This is a genomic window from Kosakonia sp. CCTCC M2018092 (assembly GCF_003864115.1).
Taxonomy (GTDB): Bacteria; Pseudomonadota; Gammaproteobacteria; order Enterobacterales; family Enterobacteriaceae; genus Kosakonia; species Kosakonia cowanii.
Genome location: NZ_CP034225.1, coordinates 1527382 through 1543766 on the forward strand (window position 1 = coordinate 1527382; position 16385 = coordinate 1543766).

15 protein-coding genes are annotated in these 16385 nt (G+C 60.3%); 10 read left to right on the plus strand and 5 right to left on the minus strand.

The window, feature by feature from the left end; genetic code table 11:
- Positions 1–36 precede the first annotated feature (36 nt).
- The 8 genes from menD to EH164_RS07260 all read left to right on the plus strand — a co-directional run bounded on the left by menD (position 37) and on the right by EH164_RS07260 (position 7931).
- Positions 37–1707, plus strand: coding sequence for a 2-succinyl-5-enolpyruvyl-6-hydroxy-3-cyclohexene-1-carboxylic-acid synthase (menD, locus tag EH164_RS07225; protein ID WP_124967768.1), 1671 nt, complete (start codon positions 37–39; stop codon positions 1705–1707).
- Positions 1704–2480: a 2-succinyl-6-hydroxy-2,4-cyclohexadiene-1-carboxylate synthase gene (menH, locus tag EH164_RS07230; protein ID WP_124967769.1), complete on the plus strand. Its 777-nt coding sequence runs from the start codon at positions 1704–1706 to the stop codon at positions 2478–2480. The genes menD and menH overlap by 4 nt, the downstream gene beginning before the upstream one ends.
- Positions 2477–3334, plus strand: a complete 858-nt coding sequence (gene menB, locus EH164_RS07235) for a 1,4-dihydroxy-2-naphthoyl-CoA synthase (RefSeq protein WP_042714289.1) — start codon at positions 2477–2479, stop codon at positions 3332–3334. The genes menH and menB overlap by 4 nt, the downstream gene beginning before the upstream one ends.
- Positions 3334–4299: an o-succinylbenzoate synthase gene (gene menC / locus EH164_RS07240; RefSeq protein ID WP_124967770.1), complete on the plus strand. Its 966-nt coding sequence runs from the start codon at positions 3334–3336 to the stop codon at positions 4297–4299. The genes menB and menC overlap by 1 nt, the downstream gene beginning before the upstream one ends.
- Entirely contained in the window at positions 4296–5660 is a 1365-nt protein-coding gene (gene menE / locus EH164_RS07245; protein ID WP_124967771.1) for an o-succinylbenzoate--CoA ligase, read from the plus strand. The genes menC and menE overlap by 4 nt, the downstream gene beginning before the upstream one ends.
- Before the next feature lie 120 nt (positions 5661–5780).
- On the plus strand, positions 5781–5954 hold the full coding sequence (locus tag EH164_RS07250; RefSeq protein WP_206430697.1) for a hypothetical protein: 174 nt from the start codon (positions 5781–5783) through the stop codon (positions 5952–5954).
- A gap of 144 nt (positions 5955–6098) precedes the next feature.
- Complete coding sequence (locus EH164_RS07255) at positions 6099–6641, plus strand: YfaZ family outer membrane protein (protein ID WP_124967772.1); 543 nt, start codon at positions 6099–6101, stop codon at positions 6639–6641.
- A 90-nt stretch (positions 6642–6731) separates the two neighbouring features.
- Positions 6732–7931: a nicotinamide mononucleotide deamidase-related protein YfaY gene (locus EH164_RS07260; protein ID WP_124967773.1), complete on the plus strand. Its 1200-nt coding sequence runs from the start codon at positions 6732–6734 to the stop codon at positions 7929–7931.
- 20 nt (positions 7932–7951) lie between these two features.
- On the opposite strand, the gene glpC is transcribed toward EH164_RS07260, so the two are convergent.
- Genes glpC through glpA form a run of 3 tightly spaced genes read right to left on the minus strand, consistent with a single transcriptional unit; the run spans position 7952 to position 12010 of the window.
- Positions 7952–9142, minus strand: a complete 1191-nt coding sequence (gene glpC, locus EH164_RS07265; RefSeq protein WP_124967774.1) for an anaerobic glycerol-3-phosphate dehydrogenase subunit GlpC — start codon at positions 9140–9142, stop codon at positions 7952–7954.
- Entirely contained in the window at positions 9142–10398 is a 1257-nt protein-coding gene (gene glpB / locus EH164_RS07270; RefSeq protein ID WP_124971335.1) for a glycerol-3-phosphate dehydrogenase subunit GlpB, read from the minus strand. The genes glpC and glpB overlap by 1 nt, the downstream gene beginning before the upstream one ends.
- Positions 10388–12010, minus strand: coding sequence for an anaerobic glycerol-3-phosphate dehydrogenase subunit A (gene glpA / locus EH164_RS07275; protein WP_124967775.1), 1623 nt, complete (start codon positions 12008–12010; stop codon positions 10388–10390). The genes glpB and glpA overlap by 11 nt, the downstream gene beginning before the upstream one ends.
- A 277-nt stretch (positions 12011–12287) precedes the next feature.
- Between glpA and glpT the strand changes: the two genes are divergently transcribed.
- Together glpT and glpQ are read left to right on the plus strand one after the other, a co-directional pair.
- Positions 12288–13640: a glycerol-3-phosphate transporter gene (gene glpT / locus EH164_RS07280; protein WP_023479895.1), complete on the plus strand. Its 1353-nt coding sequence runs from the start codon at positions 12288–12290 to the stop codon at positions 13638–13640.
- An 11-nt stretch (positions 13641–13651) separates the two neighbouring features.
- Positions 13652–14716, plus strand: coding sequence for a glycerophosphodiester phosphodiesterase (gene glpQ / locus EH164_RS07285; RefSeq protein ID WP_124967776.1), 1065 nt, complete (start codon positions 13652–13654; stop codon positions 14714–14716).
- Positions 14717–14954: 238 nt separating this feature from the next.
- Here the strand turns inward: glpQ and yfaE are convergent, their stop codons facing one another.
- Both yfaE and nrdB read right to left on the minus strand, forming a co-directional pair.
- Positions 14955–15209, minus strand: a complete 255-nt coding sequence (gene yfaE, locus EH164_RS07290; RefSeq protein ID WP_124971338.1) for a class I ribonucleotide reductase maintenance protein YfaE — start codon at positions 15207–15209, stop codon at positions 14955–14957.
- Entirely contained in the window at positions 15209–16339 is a 1131-nt protein-coding gene (gene nrdB / locus EH164_RS07295; protein WP_124967777.1) for a class Ia ribonucleoside-diphosphate reductase subunit beta, read from the minus strand. Before nrdB ends, yfaE begins: the two co-directional genes overlap by 1 nt.
- Between the last annotated feature and the right edge of the window lie 46 nt (positions 16340–16385).

Genomic DNA, 16385 nt, shown 5'->3' on the forward strand with positions numbered 1-16385 from the left:
TTATACTTAGTCCCAATATTGATACCGGACAAATTCATGTCGATAAGCTCATTCAACCGACGCTGGGCCGCGGTGATTCTGGAAGCCTTAACGCGCCACGGCGTCAGGCATATCTGCATTGCGCCAGGCTCCCGTTCGACGCCGCTGACGCTCGCCGCCGCCGAAAACCGCGCATTTATTCATCACACCCATTTTGATGAACGCGGGCTGGGCCATCTTGCGCTCGGGCTGGCGAAAGCGAGCCATGAACCGGTGGCGGTGATCGTCACCTCCGGTACCGCCGTGGCGAACCTTTACCCGGCGCTGATTGAAGCGGGGCTGACCGGCGAAAAATTGATATTGCTGACGGCGGATCGCCCGCCGGAGCTGATTGATTGCGGTGCCAACCAGGCGATTCGCCAGCCCGGCATCTTTGCTTCCCATCCGACAGAGGCCATCGCCTTACCGCGCCCGTCACAGGATATTCCGGCGCGCTGGCTGGTCTCGACGATTGATAATGTGTTGGGCACATTGCAGGGCGGGGCGGTGCACATTAACTGCCCGTTTGCCGAGCCGCTGTATGGCGAGATGGATGAGACCGGTCTTGGCTGGCAGCAGGTGTTAGGCGACTGGTGGCAGGATGATAAGCCCTGGCTACAGTCCTCCGCGCCGTGCGGCGTTGATACCCAGCGGGACTGGTTCTCCTGGCGGCAGAAACGTGGCGTGGTGATTGCCGGGCGTATGAGTGCTGCTGAAGGACGCAAGCTGGCTGAGTGGGCGAAAACCCTCGGCTGGCCGCTGATTGGCGATGTGTTATCGCAAACCGGGCAGCCGCTACCCTGCGCCGATCTCTGGCTTGCTAATAGCCAGGCCGTCGAGGCGCTCAGCGAGGCGCAGATTGTGCTGCAATTTGGCAGCAGCCTGACCGGAAAACGTCTTTTACAGTGGCAGGCGACCTGCACGCCGCAAGAGTACTGGCTGATTGATAACCTTCCCGGCAGGCTCGATCCGGCGCACCATCGCGGCCGTCGTTTAGTGGCGGATGTGGCTGGCTGGCTGGCGCTGCATCCGGCTGAACCGCGCGCACCGTGGTGCGAAACGCTGACCTCGCTCGCAGCGCTTGCCTGGGAGCGGGTGCGTCTACAGCGCGAGGATTTCGGCGAAGCGCAGCTGGCGCACCGTATTAGCGATTACTTACCAAACCAGGGGCAGCTTTTTCTCGGTAACAGCCTGGTGGTGCGGCTGGTGGATGCGCTGGCGCAGTTGCCGGCAGGTTATCCGGTCTACAGCAACCGCGGCGCGAGCGGCATTGATGGCCTGCTCTCGACCGCGGCCGGGGTGCAGCGGGCTACCGCGCGCCCGACGCTGGCAATCGTCGGCGATCTCTCTGCGCTCTACGATCTCAACGCCCTCGCACTGCTGCGCCAGGCCTCCGCGCCCTTTGTGCTGCTGGTGGTCAATAACAACGGCGGGCAGATCTTCTCCCTGTTACCGACCCCGCCCGCCGAGCGCGAGCGCTTCTATCTGATGCCGCAGAATGTCCATTTCGATCATGCCGCCGCGATGTTCGAGCTTCCTTATCATCGCCCGGAGAGCTGGGCGCAGCTGGAGCAGGCGCTGAGCGAGGCCTGGCAGAAGCCGGGCGCGACGGTGATTGAAGTGGTGGTAAACGAGACCGACGGCGCGCAGACCCTGCAAAACCTTGTCGCGCAGGTCAGCCAGTTATGAGTTTGCACGCAGAGATCCATGCTGGTCGGCAGCCGCTGCCGTGGCTGGTGTTTCTGCACGGTTTTTCCGGTGATGGCCGCGAATGGCAGCCTGTCGGCGCAGCGCTTACGGATTTCCCGCGTCTCTATCTCGATTTGCCGGGCCACGGCGCATCCGCCACAACCTCTGTTGAATCCTTTACCGGGATGGATGCGCTGCTGCGATCGACGCTTAGTCGTTACAACATACTGAACTACTGGCTAGTGGGGTACTCCCTCGGCGGCCGCATTGCGATGTTTCACGCTTGCCAGCAGCCAACGGGGCTACAGGGCATCATTATCGAAGGCGGTCACCCAGGTCTTGCTGATGAACAGGCGCGTGCCGCAAGGCTGGAGGCTGATGAAGCGTGGTGTCAGCGCCTGCGCCACCAGCCGCTCAGCGAGGTGTTTGATGCCTGGTATCGCCAGCCGGTATTTGCCGCGTTGACAGAAAACGAACGTGCGGCACTGGTTGCGCTGCGTAGCCATAACGATGGCAACGCGCTGGCGCAGATGCTGGCGGCAACGTCGCTTGGCCGCCAGCCCGATCTGCGTGCGGCGCTGCGGGACGCCGCTTTTCCCGTCCACTATTTATTTGGCGAACATGACCGTAAGTTTCGGGCGCTGGCGAGCGAGGTCGCACGCCACTGTTACGCCATTCCTGCCGCCGGGCACAACGCGCACCGGGAGAATCCCACGGCCGTTGCTGCCCTGCTGGCGCGAATTCTGCCTCTTGAGATTAAGGACCGACCATGATCTACCCTGATGAAAAAGAACTTTACGCCGCGGTTGAGTGGCACGACTGCTCCGAAGGCTTTAGCGATATCCGTTATCAAAAATCCGCTGACGGCATCGCCAAAATCACTATCAACCGCCCGGAAGTGCGCAACGCGTTTCGTCCTGTGACGGTAAAAGAGATGATTCAGGCGCTGGCCGATGCACGCTATGACGACAATATCGGGGTGATTATCCTGACCGGTGAAGGTGATAAAGCCTTCTGTGCCGGTGGCGATCAGAAGGTGCGCGGCGATTACGGCGGCTACCAGGATGACTCCGGCGTGCATCACCTCAACGTCCTCGATTTTCAGCGCCAGATCCGCACCTGCCCGAAACCGGTGGTGGCGATGGTGGCGGGCTACTCCATCGGCGGCGGTCATGTGCTGCATATGATGTGCGATCTGACCATCGCGGCAGAAAACGCGATCTTCGGCCAGACCGGCCCGAAAGTTGGCTCCTTCGACGGCGGCTGGGGCGCGTCCTATATGGCGCGCATTGTCGGCCAGAAGAAAGCGCGCGAAATCTGGTTCCTCTGCCGCCAGTATGATGCGCAGCAGGCGCTGGATATGGGGTTGGTCAACACCGTGGTGCCGTTAGCAGATCTGGAAAAAGAGACCGTGCGCTGGTGCCGTGAAATGTTGCAGAACAGCCCGATGGCGCTGCGCTGTCTGAAAGCGGCGCTGAACGCCGACTGCGACGGTCAGGCCGGGCTGCAGGAGCTGGCGGGCAACGCCACCATGCTCTTCTATATGACCGAAGAGGGTCAGGAAGGCCGCAACGCCTTCAACCAGAAGCGCCAGCCTGACTTCAGCAAATTTAAACGGAACCCGTAATGCGCCAGGCGCAGATCTACCGCTGGCAGATCCCGCTGGATGCAGGCGTGGTGCTGCGCGAGCGTCGGCTGAAAACCCGTGACGGGCTCTTTATCCAGTTGCAGGAAAACGGCAGCGAAGGGTGGGGCGAGATTACCCCTCTGCCGGGGTTCAGCGTTGAGACGCTCGATGAGGTGCAGCCTGCGGTGATGGCGTGGGTGCAGGCCTGGCGTGACGGCGCCTCACCCGCGCTGCCATCTCAACCCAGCGCGGCATTTGGTCTGAGCTGTGCGCTGGCTGAACTGGCAGGGGAGTTGCCGCAGCCTGCCGATTACCGTGCGGCGATGCTCTGCACCGGCGATCCTGATGAGCTGTTTGCCGCACTTGGCGCACTGCCCGGCGAGAAGCTGGCGAAGGTGAAAGTAGGCCTTTACGAAGCGGTGCGCGACGGCATGGTGGTTAATCTGCTGCTGGAATCGATCCCCGATCTGCGCCTGCGTCTGGATGCCAACCGCGCCTGGACGCCGCTGAAAGCGCGCCAGTTCGCTAAATATGTTGCGCCTGCCAACCGCTCACGCATCGCTTTTCTGGAAGAGCCGTGCCAGAGCCGCGAAGCATCGCTGGCCTTTGCTGAGGAGACCGGCATCGCGATTGCCTGGGATGAGAGCCTGCGTGATGCGGATTTCACCTTTACGCCGCAGCCGGGCGTCAGCGCAGTAGTGATCAAGCCGACCCTCACCGGCAGCCTGCAAAAAGTGGCGCAGCAGGTCGCGGCGGCACATGCGCTCGGCTTGACGGCGGTGATCAGCTCCTCTCTGGAGTCGAGCCTGGGGCTAACGCAACTGGCGCGGATTGCCGCCTGGCTGACGCCCGGTACCGTGCCTGGTCTTGATACGTTGCAGTTGATGACCGCGCAACTGGTTCGCCGCTGGCCCGGCAGTGAACTGCCCTGCATCGCGGCGGCGGATCTGGACGCGTTACTATGATTTTCCCTGACTGGCCGTGGCGATACTGGCGCGAGCAGCGCGGCGACCAGCCTGCGCTGCGCTCAGGCCAGCACACCCTCACCTGGCAGCAGCTTTGTGACGAGGTGGATGCCCTGGCGAGCGGCTTTGCCCGCCAGGGCGTCGGCGTGGGTGATGGCGTAATGCTGCGCGCGCGCAACCAGCCGCAGACGGTGCTCGCCTGGCTGGCTCTGTTGCAGTGTGGCGCGCGGGTGTTACCCATCAATCCGCAGCTTCCTGCCGCCTTACTGGATGCGCTCCTGCCCGCCATGACCCTGCGCTTCGCCCTCGATCTCACCCCCGCGCCGCTGGCGCACGATTTTACTGCGCTGCGCTGTGCGCAAGCGCCGGGTGAGCATGCGGTTGCATGGCAGCCGCAGCGGCTGGCATCAATGACGCTCACTTCCGGCTCAACCGGTTTGCCGAAAGCGGCGGTGCATACCTGCGCCGCCCATCTGGCGAGTGCGCAGGGCGTGCTCGCATTAATCCCCTTTAATAAGGAAGATGACTGGCTGCTCTCTCTGCCGCTGTTTCATGTCTCAGGGCAGGGCATTTTGTGGCGCTGGCTGTTGGCGGGCGCGCGCATGACGGTGCACGACAAGCTACCGCTCGATCAGGCGCTGCGCGGCTGCAGCCATGCCTCGCTGGTGCCGACGCAGCTTTGGCGCTTACTCAATGATAATGCCCCGCTGTCACTAAAAGCGGTGCTGCTCGGCGGCGCGGCCATTCCGGTAGAGCTGACCGAACAGGCGCGCGGGCGCGGCATCCGCTGCTGGTGCGGGTATGGTTTGACGGAGTTTGCCTCAACGGTGTGCGCGAAAGAGGCCGACGGCGCGCCCGATGTCGGTTATGCGTTGCCAGGGCGTGAGGTGAAAATTGTCGGCGACGAGGTGTGGCTGCGTGCCGGGAGCCTCGCCGCAGGCTACTGGCACAACGGCGCGTTACTGCCGCTGCTTAACGATGCAGGCTGGTTTGCCACCCGCGATCGCGGCACGCTGCATAAAGGGCGTCTGACCCTGCATGGTCGGCTGGATAACCTCTTTTTCAGCGGCGGCGAAGGCATTCAGCCTGAAGAGGTGGAGCGCGCCATCGCCCGTCATCCGCAGGTGCAGCAGGTGTTTGTGGTACCGGTTGATGATGTCGAGTTTGGTCAGCGCCCTGTCGCGGTAATTGAGTGTGAAAGCGAAGTCAATGTTGCGGCCTTCAGCCACTGGGCGGCGGATCAGCTGGCGCGTTTTCAACAGCCGGTGCGCTGGCTGCCGTTGCCAGAGGAGCTGAAAAACGGCGGCATCAAAATCTCCCGCCGCGCCCTGCAAACATGGGTTAACCAGCAGCAGCGCTAGCGCCGCAACTCTTTTTGCGAGCTGCCTCGACAGAGCGAAAACCGACGGCTGACACGCGCTCAGAGTGTGCTAATTTGCGACAGAGATGCAAAAGCGGATCAGCAGCAGAAGGAGACGTTAATGAACATTGCACAATATCTTCGCGAAGAGGGGCAGGCTCAGGGGCGAGCCGAAGGCGTTCAGCAGGAGGCGATGCGCATCGCGAAAGTGATGCTGGAAAAGGGGATGGAGCCTGGCGTTGTGGCCTCCCTGACCGGTATTCCGGTTGAGATGGTAGAGAAAGCCCGCCACTGAACTCCCCAGAGCAGGCTTTTATCCCTCAGTCCCGAAAGCGTGTTTGCCTCAGGCTGTGCACGCTATTAGACGTTCTTCTGCCGGGAAAATAAGCGTACAATCAGACGCTTTGGGGCGCTGCCCCGTTTCGTGCGGAACGTGAAAATGAAAAAGTTAGCTCTATTAGGATGTGCTGGCGTGTTGCTGGCCTCCGCCGGTACGCAGGCGATTAGCCTGAATGGACAGATTGGTAAAGATTACAGCAGCCTCGGTTTCGGTCTGGGAACCGAAACCAGTGGTATCGCGGTCAGCGGTAACTGGGCGCATAGCGAAGATGATGGTGATACCGCAAGCCTTGGGCTCGGTTACAACCTGCCGCTCGGGCCGTTCCTGGCAACCGTTGGCGGTAAAGGCATCTACCTGAACCCGGATGAGGGCAGCGAAGGCTACGCCATTGCTGTCGGCGGCGGTTTGCAGTGGGAGATCGCCCGCAGCTTTAACATTTTCGGCGAGTATTACTACTCTCCGGACTCGCTCTCAAGCGGCGTTAAAGAGTACCAGGAAGCCAAAGCCGGTGCGCGTTATACCATTATGCGCCCGTTCACCGTCGAAGCCGGTTATCGCTACATTGAGATGGCAGGCAAAGATGGCCGTCGCGACAACGTTGTTGCCGATGGCCCTTATCTCGGCGCCAGCGCCAGCTTCTGATCCCCCGGCGCGGCAGCCGCCGCGCCCGTTTCCCCCGCTTTAGTCTGCGCATGCGCTATAGTGTTTCAACCCCGATTGCAGGAGCGAACGATGTTAAATGTGGAGATGTTATCGACCGGCGATGAAGTGCTGCATGGCCAGATTGTCGATACCAATGCGGCCTGGCTGGCCGACGTATTTTTTAACCAGGGGTTGCCGTTAACGCGCCGCCATACCGTTGGCGATAACCTCGACGACTTGATTGCGATTTTGCGCGAGCGCAGCGAGCAGGCCGATGTGCTGATCGTCAATGGCGGTCTTGGGCCAACCAGCGACGATTTGAGCGCGCTGGCAGCGGCCACCGCCAAAGGCGAAACGCTGGTGCTGCACGAAGCGTGGCTTAAGCAGATGGAGCGCTTTTTTACCGATCGCGGCCGCGTCATGGCACCCAGCAATCGCAAGCAGGCGGAGATCCCCGCCAGCGCCGAGCTGGTCGATAACCCGGTCGGCACCGCCTGCGGGTTTGCATTGCAGTTTAACCGCTGCCTGATGTTCTTTACCCCCGGCGTCCCCTCAGAATTTAAAGTGATGGTCGAGCAGGAGATCCTGCCGCGTCTGCGCGAGCGTTTCACTCTGCCGCAGCCGCCGGTCTGCCTGCGTCTGACCACCTTTGGTCGCTCCGAAAGCGATCTGGCTGAAAAACTTCAGCACCTTGATTTACCGCCCGGCGTGGTAATGGGCTACCGCTCATCAATGCCGATCATCGAACTCAAATTGACCGGCCCGGCGGAGCAGCGTCCGGCGATGGAAGCGCTGTGGCCGGAAGTGAAAAAAGTGGCGGGGGAAAGCCTGATTTTTGAAGGCACCGAGGGGTTACCGGCTGCGATTGCCGCCGCGCTGCGCGAGCGCCAGCTGAGCCTCACCCTGAGCGAGCAGTTCACCAGCGGGCTTATCGCGTTGCAACTCTCCCGCGCTGGTGCGCCATTGCTCGCCAGCGAAGTGCTGCCGTCGCAGGCGGAAGCGCTGGCACAAACCGCGCGCTGGACAACCGAGTCACGCAACCGGCATCTCGCCGGGCTGGCGTTAACCGTCACCGGGCTGGAAGAGGATCATCTCAACTTTGCGCTGGCGACGCCGGAAGGCACCCGCGCCCTGCGGGTGAAGTTCAACAGCAGCCGCCACAGCCTGGCGGTGCGCCAGGAAGTCTGCGCAATGATGGCGCTCAATATCCTGCGCCGCTGGCTGGCGGGCAAAGATATCGCCAGCGATCACGGCTGGATTGCGGTGGTCGAAACCCTCGCCGTGGAATAACTTGTAAACAATCGCGGGCGTTAGCCTAATGCCCGCGCCAGCAGCGTAATGGGATGTTCGCAGGGTTTGCCGGTGGACATCTCAATCTGCCATTTGCAGGTCTCACAATCCGTCACCACCAGATCCGCGCCGCTGGCGTCAATTTGCGCAAACAGCGGTGCGCCAATGGCCTGCGAGGTGGCGTAGTTCTCCCGCTTAAAACCGTAGGTGCCCGCGATGCCGCAGCAGGCCGAGTCCAGCACCGTCAGTTCCAGCCCCGGAATGCGCCGCAGCAGATCCAGCGTGTAGTGCGTCCAGCCCATCTTCTCCATATGACACGGCGTGTGATAAACCACTTTCAGCGGCATCTCCCTCAGCCGCAGCGTATGCCCCTCATCGAGCTGTCGCCAGATCCAGCGGGTGGCTAAATCGATGTGCGAGCGCAGGTGGCTGTTATCGACCTCCAGCAGGTGCGGATACTCGTCGCGCAGGGTGAAGGCGCAGGTGGAGGAGGTGGCGAGCACCTGCATTCCATCCATGCCAATCGCCTGCTCTAATGCGCTGAGATTGAACTGCGCCTGCTTTTTCGCCTTAGCGAAGTAGCCGTTGGCAATTAGCGGGACGCCGCAACACTTCTCACGCTGCAGTAACTGCACGCCAATGCCCATCTGATTCAGCACGCGGATCAGGTCTTTCCCCAGCTGTGGATGGTTGTAATTGACATAGCAACCGTGGAAAAACGCCACCTGCTCGCCATAGGCGCGCTGCTGCGCCGCCACGCTGCGATACCAGTGGCGAAACGTGCCGCCGCGAGCGTATTTCGGCAGCGTGCGGTGGTGATCGATTTTTAACGTTTTATCCAGCAACTGGCGCACCGGTTTCAGTGATGTCGCGGCGTTGACCAGCGGCGCGAGAGGTGTCGACAGGGTACCCATCAAATCCGTATGGCTAAGAATGGCGTTACGCACTGAGAGCGGTTTTGCCCCATGCTGCGCGCGGGCGCGCTGGATCAGATCGCCAATTTTTACCCCGGACGGGCAGGCGGTTTCGCAGCGCTTACAGTTGGTGCAATATTTCAGCGCTTCGTCATACAGCGCGGCATCTTTCAGCCGCAGCCGCTCGCCATCCGGCCCGGCCTGTTTCGGCCCGGGGTAGGCGGGGTTAACCCGGCTTACCGGGCAGGCGGTGGTGCAGGCGGTACATTTGATACAGCTTTCGAAAGAATTGTGCATTAGGGTTCTCCTCCCTGATCGAGGATCTGTTGCGCAGCATGCAGCGCCGTCACGGCGCAAACACCGCCGCCGCAGCCCTGGGCGATGGCGTCATAGCCGCCAAGTAGCGAGCCGATCGCATAGAGATTTTCAAGCGCTTGCCCGTCGCGCAGACCGCGCAGTTGCGCATCGGTGCGCACGCCGAACTGGTGCCACGGCTGCGGGGCAAAGAGATCGTCGCCATACCACTCCCGGCGTGAGGCGCTTTGCAGGATATCGAGATTGAATACCGCTTCGCGCACGCGATCGCGCCCGGCGACCAGCCCGTTACTGAAAAAGCTGCCGCTGGCCAGTACGATATGGCGGGCGCGCAGCGGCAGATCGTCATGCTTGCGCGTCCAGAGCTGCGTTACCTGGCCGTGATGAATATCGGCGCGCAGCACCTCATCGCCCGGCATCCAGCTGCCGCCGCTGCGCGTAAACCGCTGCTGCAAGGCGTGCTGTAAGCGCATGCCCATGACTGAAGGCGGCAGCGTGGCGATCAGCCGCAGCGGGCAGGCCAGATCTTCGCTTAACTGCGTAAACACTTTACTCTCCGTCAGACCAAAACAGGCGGGGAGCCACAGCATCTCGTACCGCGTACTCAGCGGGCGCAGGGCGGCACAGAGATCGGCGTAGTGTTCAGGGCGATCGAGCTGGCGTGCGATGGTCACGGCGCGAAATTCGCTCGGGTTATCGCGAAGCGTGTCGAGAAGCGGTAGCGCAATCTCTTCCGCTCCGGCAGCAATACCGCGCTGGCGCAGCGCTTCTACTGCCAGTTCGGGCTGAAAGTCGAGAAAGCCGCTGATGCCAACGACGCCGACGCGCAGCCCCTGCTGCGGTTTCAACGCAATCTCTTGCGGGCTGAGCCACGCCCGGCGATAAGTGCCCAGCGGCGTGACGCGCAGGTGCGGCGTATCGACATCGCCCTGCATCTGTAGCCCGCAGTCGGCGAGCAGGGTTTGGGTTTGCCGCGCATAGTGGCGCACGCGCTCGACGCCGAGCCGCGCATAGGGGTGCTCGGGGTGATGGTGTTGCAGGTGCGCAATGGCCTCCGTCAGCGTGCCGACCGGTTTGCCGTCCGGCAGACGGGAGAGCAGATCGAGAGAGCCGGAAGAGAAGCTCAGCGCGCTCTGCCCGCGGCTGACAATCGCGCAGCGCTGGCCGCTCTCGCTCAGACGAATGCCGCACAGCAATCCCGCCAGCCCGCCGCCGATAATCACCGTATCAAATCTCATCATCCTGCTCCTTCTCCAGCCCGCACAGCCCCTGGTAAACCCAGCGGGTAAACTCGCTTTCACGCAGCGCATCGCCCCAGGCGATAGGTTTAATTCCCTTCCAGCGCTCGTTCAGAAACTCCGCCAGCTGCCTGCGCGCTTCGTTGTCGCGCGTGACATGCAGCCGGTTAAGCTGCCCGGCGGCGCGGCAGGCGCAGAGCTCGCCCTGGCAGGTGCCCATGCCGACGCGGGTGCGGCGGCGCAGATCGAGCAGCGAGGTGACATTGAGGTTTTCCACCGCATACTGCACTTCCCCGGCGGTGACGGCTTCGCACTCACACACCAGGCTGCGGTTGTGTCGGTCGCTGGCGAGCCACGCCGGGGCGCGATCGCCGTGGCGGTAGACCGCTGAACCGCGCAGCGGCGTTGGCAGGGAGATGATCTTCTTCAGTGCCTCGTCTGGTGAACCCAGCGATCCCGGCAGCGCTTTCGTCGCCGTGGTGCAGGCTACGTTATGGTTGAGCTTGCGGCAGACGGCATCCGTTGCCCATTCGGCCATCAGACGGTAGGTCATCAGTTTGCCGCCGGTAATAGTGATAAACCCCTCCAGCCCGTCGCGCGCAGCGTGGTCGAGCAGCACAATGCCGCGGCTGACGTTGCGCCCGCTGGGATCCTCATCGCTCGCCACCAGCGGACGCACGCCAGCATAGGCGCGCAGGATGCGCGTTTGCCCCATTACCGGTGCCAGTTTCTCCCCTTCGCGCAGCAGAATATCGACCTCATCCGCCGTGACGCGCACGTTATCGATATCGGCATAATCAATCTGCGTGGAGGTGGTACCAATCAGTGAAATAGTGTCGCCGGGCACAAGAATATCGGCATCAGCGGGCTTGCGGCAGCGGTTGATAACATGCTGATTAATGCGGTGATCGAGGATCAGCAGCGCGCCTTTTGCCGGGAACATGCGAATGCGCAAATCGGCATACTCCGCGATGTGCTGGCCCCAAATCCCGGCGGCATTGACCACCACCGGGGCACGCAGATCGCGGATTTCACCGCTGGCGAGATGGCGCAGGCGCACGCCATACACCGTGTCGCCCGTGCGCAGCAGGCCGCAAACTTCATGGCCGGTGAGGATTTTCGCGCCGTGCTCGCGGGCATCAAGCATATTGCTGGCGGTGAGGCGGAAGGGGTCGACAGTGCCGTCCGGCACGCGCACCGCGCCGATAAGCTGCGGGTTAACGCTCGGCTCCATGCGCCTGGCTTCCTGTGGGCTAATGGCCTGCGCGGCAATCCCGGCGCGGGTGCAGGCCTCAATGAAGTGTGCCTGGTAGCTCAGATCGTCTTCCGGCAGGGTGATAAATAGCCCGTCGGTCGCTTCAATACAGTGGCGGGCAATACGTTTGAGGATCTGGTTTTCGGCGATGCATTCACGCGCTGATTCGTTGTCGGTTACCGCATAACGCGCGCCGCTGTGCAGCAAACCGTGGTTGCGGCCGGTGGCACCGGTGGCAATGTCGTGGCGTTCGAGCAGAACAGCGCGCAGGCCACGCAGGGCGCAATCACGGGCGATACCGGCACCCGTTGCGCCGCCGCCAATAATGATCACATCGTAGTCGTTTGAGTAGGGCACGGTCGTCTCCTGGCTGGTCGACGTTCTTTACCGACCATTTAGCCATACCCTTACTGTGGTTTGTTTGATATCGCGCATATACGAACAAGAAACGAAAGTGAAATGCACTTTTCCGCACGAAGTTAGAGCTTTGTCATATTTCTGTAACATTATATGTGGCATTTCATTCTTTCTCGTCAAAACTTTCTCTACAATCCGCCGCGAACAACTCAAGCGATTTTCGTTTTCACTCATGACGCCTGATGTCATGACTTTTACCGTGCCACGGAGGCAGTTTATGTTGAGCATTTTCAAACCCGCCCCCCACCAGTCTCGCGTGCCCGACGCGCAGGTTGATCCTCTGTACCGCCGCTTACGCTGGCAAATCTTTCTGGGCATCTTCTTTGGCTACGCCGCCTACTACCTGGTGCGTAAGAACTTTGCGCTGGCGATGCCCTATCTGGTGGAGCAGGGCTTCTCGCGCGGCGATCTGGGCTTTGCGCTGTCGGGGATCTCAATTGCCTACGGCTTCTCAAAATTCATTATGGGCTCGGTGTCGGATCGCTCGAATCCGCGCGTTTTCCTGCCCGCTGGTCTGATCCTCGCAGCGGCAGTAATGCTGTTTATGGGCTTTGTGCCGTGGGCTACCTCCAGCATTGCGGTGATGTTTGTGCTGCTGTTCCTCTGCGGCTGGTTCCAGGGGATGGGCTGGCCGCCGTGCGGACGCACGATGGTGCACTGGTGGTCGCAGAAGGAGCGCGGCAGCATTGTGTCGGTGTGGAACTGCGCCCATAACGTCGGCGGCGGTCTGCCTCCGCTGCTCTTCCTGCTGGGGATGGCGTGGTTTAACGACTGGCACGCGGCGCTCTATATGCCTGCATTTGGTGCGATTCTGGTGGCGATTATCGCTTTTGCACTGATGCGCGATACGCCGCAATCCTGCGGTCTGCCGCCGATTGAAGAGTACAAAAACGACTACCCGGATGATTACAGCGACAAGCATGAAGAGGAGCTGACGGCGAAGCAGATCTTTATGCAGTACGTGCTGCCGAACAAGCTGCTGTGGTATATCGCCATCGCTAACGTCTTTGTCTATCTGCTGCGCTACGGCATCCTCGACTGGTCGCCGACCTACCTGAAAGAGGTGAAGCACTTCGCGCTGGATAAATCCTCCTGGGCCTACTTCCTCTATGAGTACGCAGGCATTCCCGGCACGCTAATCTGCGGCTGGATGTCGGACAAAGTCTTTAAAGGCAACCGCGGCGCGACCGGCGTCTTCTTTATGACGCTGGTGACCATCGCCACCATCGTTTACTGGCTCAACCCGGCGGGCAACCCGGGCGTCGATATGGCCTGCATGATCGTCATTGGCTTCCTGATTTATGGCCCGGTAATGCTGATTGGTCTGCACGCGCTGGAGCTGGCACCGAAGAAAGCGGCCGGTACCGCAGCGGGCTTTACCGGTCTGTTTGGCTACCTCGGTGGCTCGGTGGCGGCGAGCGCCATTGTTGGCTACACCGTCGATTTCTTCGGCTGGGACGGCGGTTTCATGGTGATGATCGGGGGCAGCGTACTGGCGGTACTGCTGCTGATCGTGGTGATGATTGGCGAAAAACGCCATCACGCTGACGTGCTTGCGCGTCGTCAATAACAGGAGATGTTATGAAATTGACCTTTAGCCGCATTACGGCAGGCCTGCTGCTGGCGGGCCTGATGGCAGGCCAGGCGCTGGCCGCCGAGAAGCTGGTGATCGCCCATCGCGGCGCCAGCGGGTATCTGCCGGAGCATACGCTGCCTGCCAAAGCGATGGCCTATGCCCAGGGTGCCGATTATCTGGAGCAGGATCTGGTGATGACCAAAGACGATCGTCTGGTGGTGCTGCATGACCACTATCTCGATCGCGTCACCGATGTTGCCGAGCGCTTTCCCGACCGCGCCCGCAAAGATGGCCGTTATTACGCCATCGATTTCACCCTGGATGAGATCCGCTCGCTGAAATTCAGCGAAGGGTTTGAGTTAAAGAACGGCAAGAAAGAGCAGGTTTTCCCGCGCCGTTTCCCAATGGGCAAATCCGATTTCCGCATTCATACCTTTGAAGAGGAGATTGAGTTTGTGCAGGGGCTGAACCACTCGACCGGCAAAGATATCGGGATTTATCCGGAGATCAAAGCCCCGTGGTTCCACCATCAGGAAGGGAAGGATATCGCGAAGGCGACCCTCGAGGTGCTGAAGAAGTACGGTTACAGCAGCAAGAAAGATAAGGTCTATCTGCAATGTTTCGACGCTGATGAGCTGAAGCGCATCAAAAATGAGCTTGAGCCGAAGATGGGGATGGATCTCAATCTGGTGCAGCTGATTGCCTATACCAAATGGAATGAGACCCAGCAGAAGCAGCCGGACGGCAAGTGGGTTAATTACGATTATGACTGGATGCTGAAACCCGGCGCGATGAAGCAGATTGCGCAGTACGCGGATGGTATCGGCCCCGATTACCATATGCTGGTGGCGGATGGCTCGAAGCCGGGTCATGTGCAGTTAACCGCAATGGTGAAAGAGGCGCATGCCAGCCATTTGCAGGTGCACCCGTTTACGGTGCGCGCCGATCAGCTTCCGCCGTATGCCAGCGATGTGAATCAGCTTTATGAGGTGTTGTACCACCAGGCCGGGGTCGACGGGTTGTTTACCGATTTCCCCGATAAAGCGGTGCAGTTTTTAAAGCGTAAATAAAAGCGGGGTCTGGTAAGTGAAGTTGCCTGATGGCGCTTCGCTTATCAGGCCTACGGGTGGATGAGCGTGCAGTCAAGGTGGGCATATTGCCTGATGGCGCTTCGCTTATCAGGCCTACGGGGGATGAGCGTGCAGTCAGGTGGGCATATTGCCTGATGGCGCTTTCGCTTATCAGGCCTACAAAAGATGAGTGTGCAGAAAATGTAGGCCGGGTAAACGCAGTGCCACCCGGCATTGTTTACATCTCGATCTCGATATCGCCTTTCGCCCGGCAGCAGCAGGGCAAAATTTCCCCTTCGTTGATAAAGGCCAGCGGCTCGCTAATCCAGTCCACCTGGCCTGCTACCAGCCGACAGCGGCAGGAGCCGCAGTAGCCTTCACGGCACTGGTATTCAACTTCCACATGCTGGGACTCCAGCGCCACCAGCAGGGAGGGGTGCTCTTCCTGGCAATGCACATGCGTGCCGGAAAGGCGGAGCGTAACCCGGCTCATCACAGCTGGAAGTTGCTCAGATCGTCGGTATCGACCTGCGAGTCGATCTGCCCGACAAGGTAGGAGCTCACTTCCACTTCCTGCGGCGCAACCTGCACGTTATCGGACACCAGCCAGGTGTTGATCCACGGAATCGGGTTGGAGCGGGTCTGGAATGGCAGCTCAAGGCCCACCGCCTGCATACGGATGTTGGTGATGTACTCAACATACTGGCAGAGGATATCTTTGTTCAGGCCAATCATTGAGCCGCCAGAGAAGAGATACTCCGCCCACTCTTTCTCCTGCTGCGCCGCCTGCACAAACAGGTCGTAGCACTCTTTTTTGCACTCTTCGGCAATCTCCGCCATCTCCGGATCGTCAACCCCGGAACGCAGCAGGTTCAGCATATGCTGGGTGCCGGTCAGGTGCAGGGCTTCATCACGGGCGATCAGGCGGATGATTTTGGCGTTGCCTTCCATCAGTTCGCGTTCGGCGAAAGCGAAGGAGCAGGCGAAGCTGACATAGAAGCGGATCGCTTCCAGCGCGTTCACGCTCATCAGGCAGAGATAGAGCTTCTTCTTCAGTTCGCGCAGGCTGATGGTGACGGTTTTACCGTTCACGCTATGGGTGCCTTCGCCCAGCAGATGCCAGTAGTTGGTCATCTCAATCAGCTCGTCATAGAAGGAGGAGATCCCTTCCGCGCGCTTGAGGATCTGCTCATTGGTGACGATATCGTCAAACACCACCGCCGGATCGTTAACGATATTGCGGATGATATGGGTGTAGGAGCGCGAGTGAATGGTTTCTGAAAACGCCCAGGTTTCCACCCAGGTTTCCAGTTCCGGAATGGAGATCAGCGGCAGCAGCGCGACGTTCGGGCTACGGCCCTGAATCGAGTCCAGCAGCGTCTGATACTTCAGGTTGCTGATAAAGATATGCTTTTCATGTTCCGGCAGTGCCTGGAAGTCGATGCGATCGCGGGAAACATCAACTTCTTCCGGACGCCAGAAGAAGGAGAGTTGCTTTTCGATCAGCTTTTCGAAGATGTCATATTTTTGCTGGTCGTAGCGCGCCACGTTCACCGGCTGGCCAAAGAACATCGGCTCGAGCAGCTGATCGTTTTTCTTCTGAGAAAAGGTGGTGTATGCCATGAATGTGAGTCCTGTCTTGCGAAAAAAAGGGCGGGTTTCCCCGCCC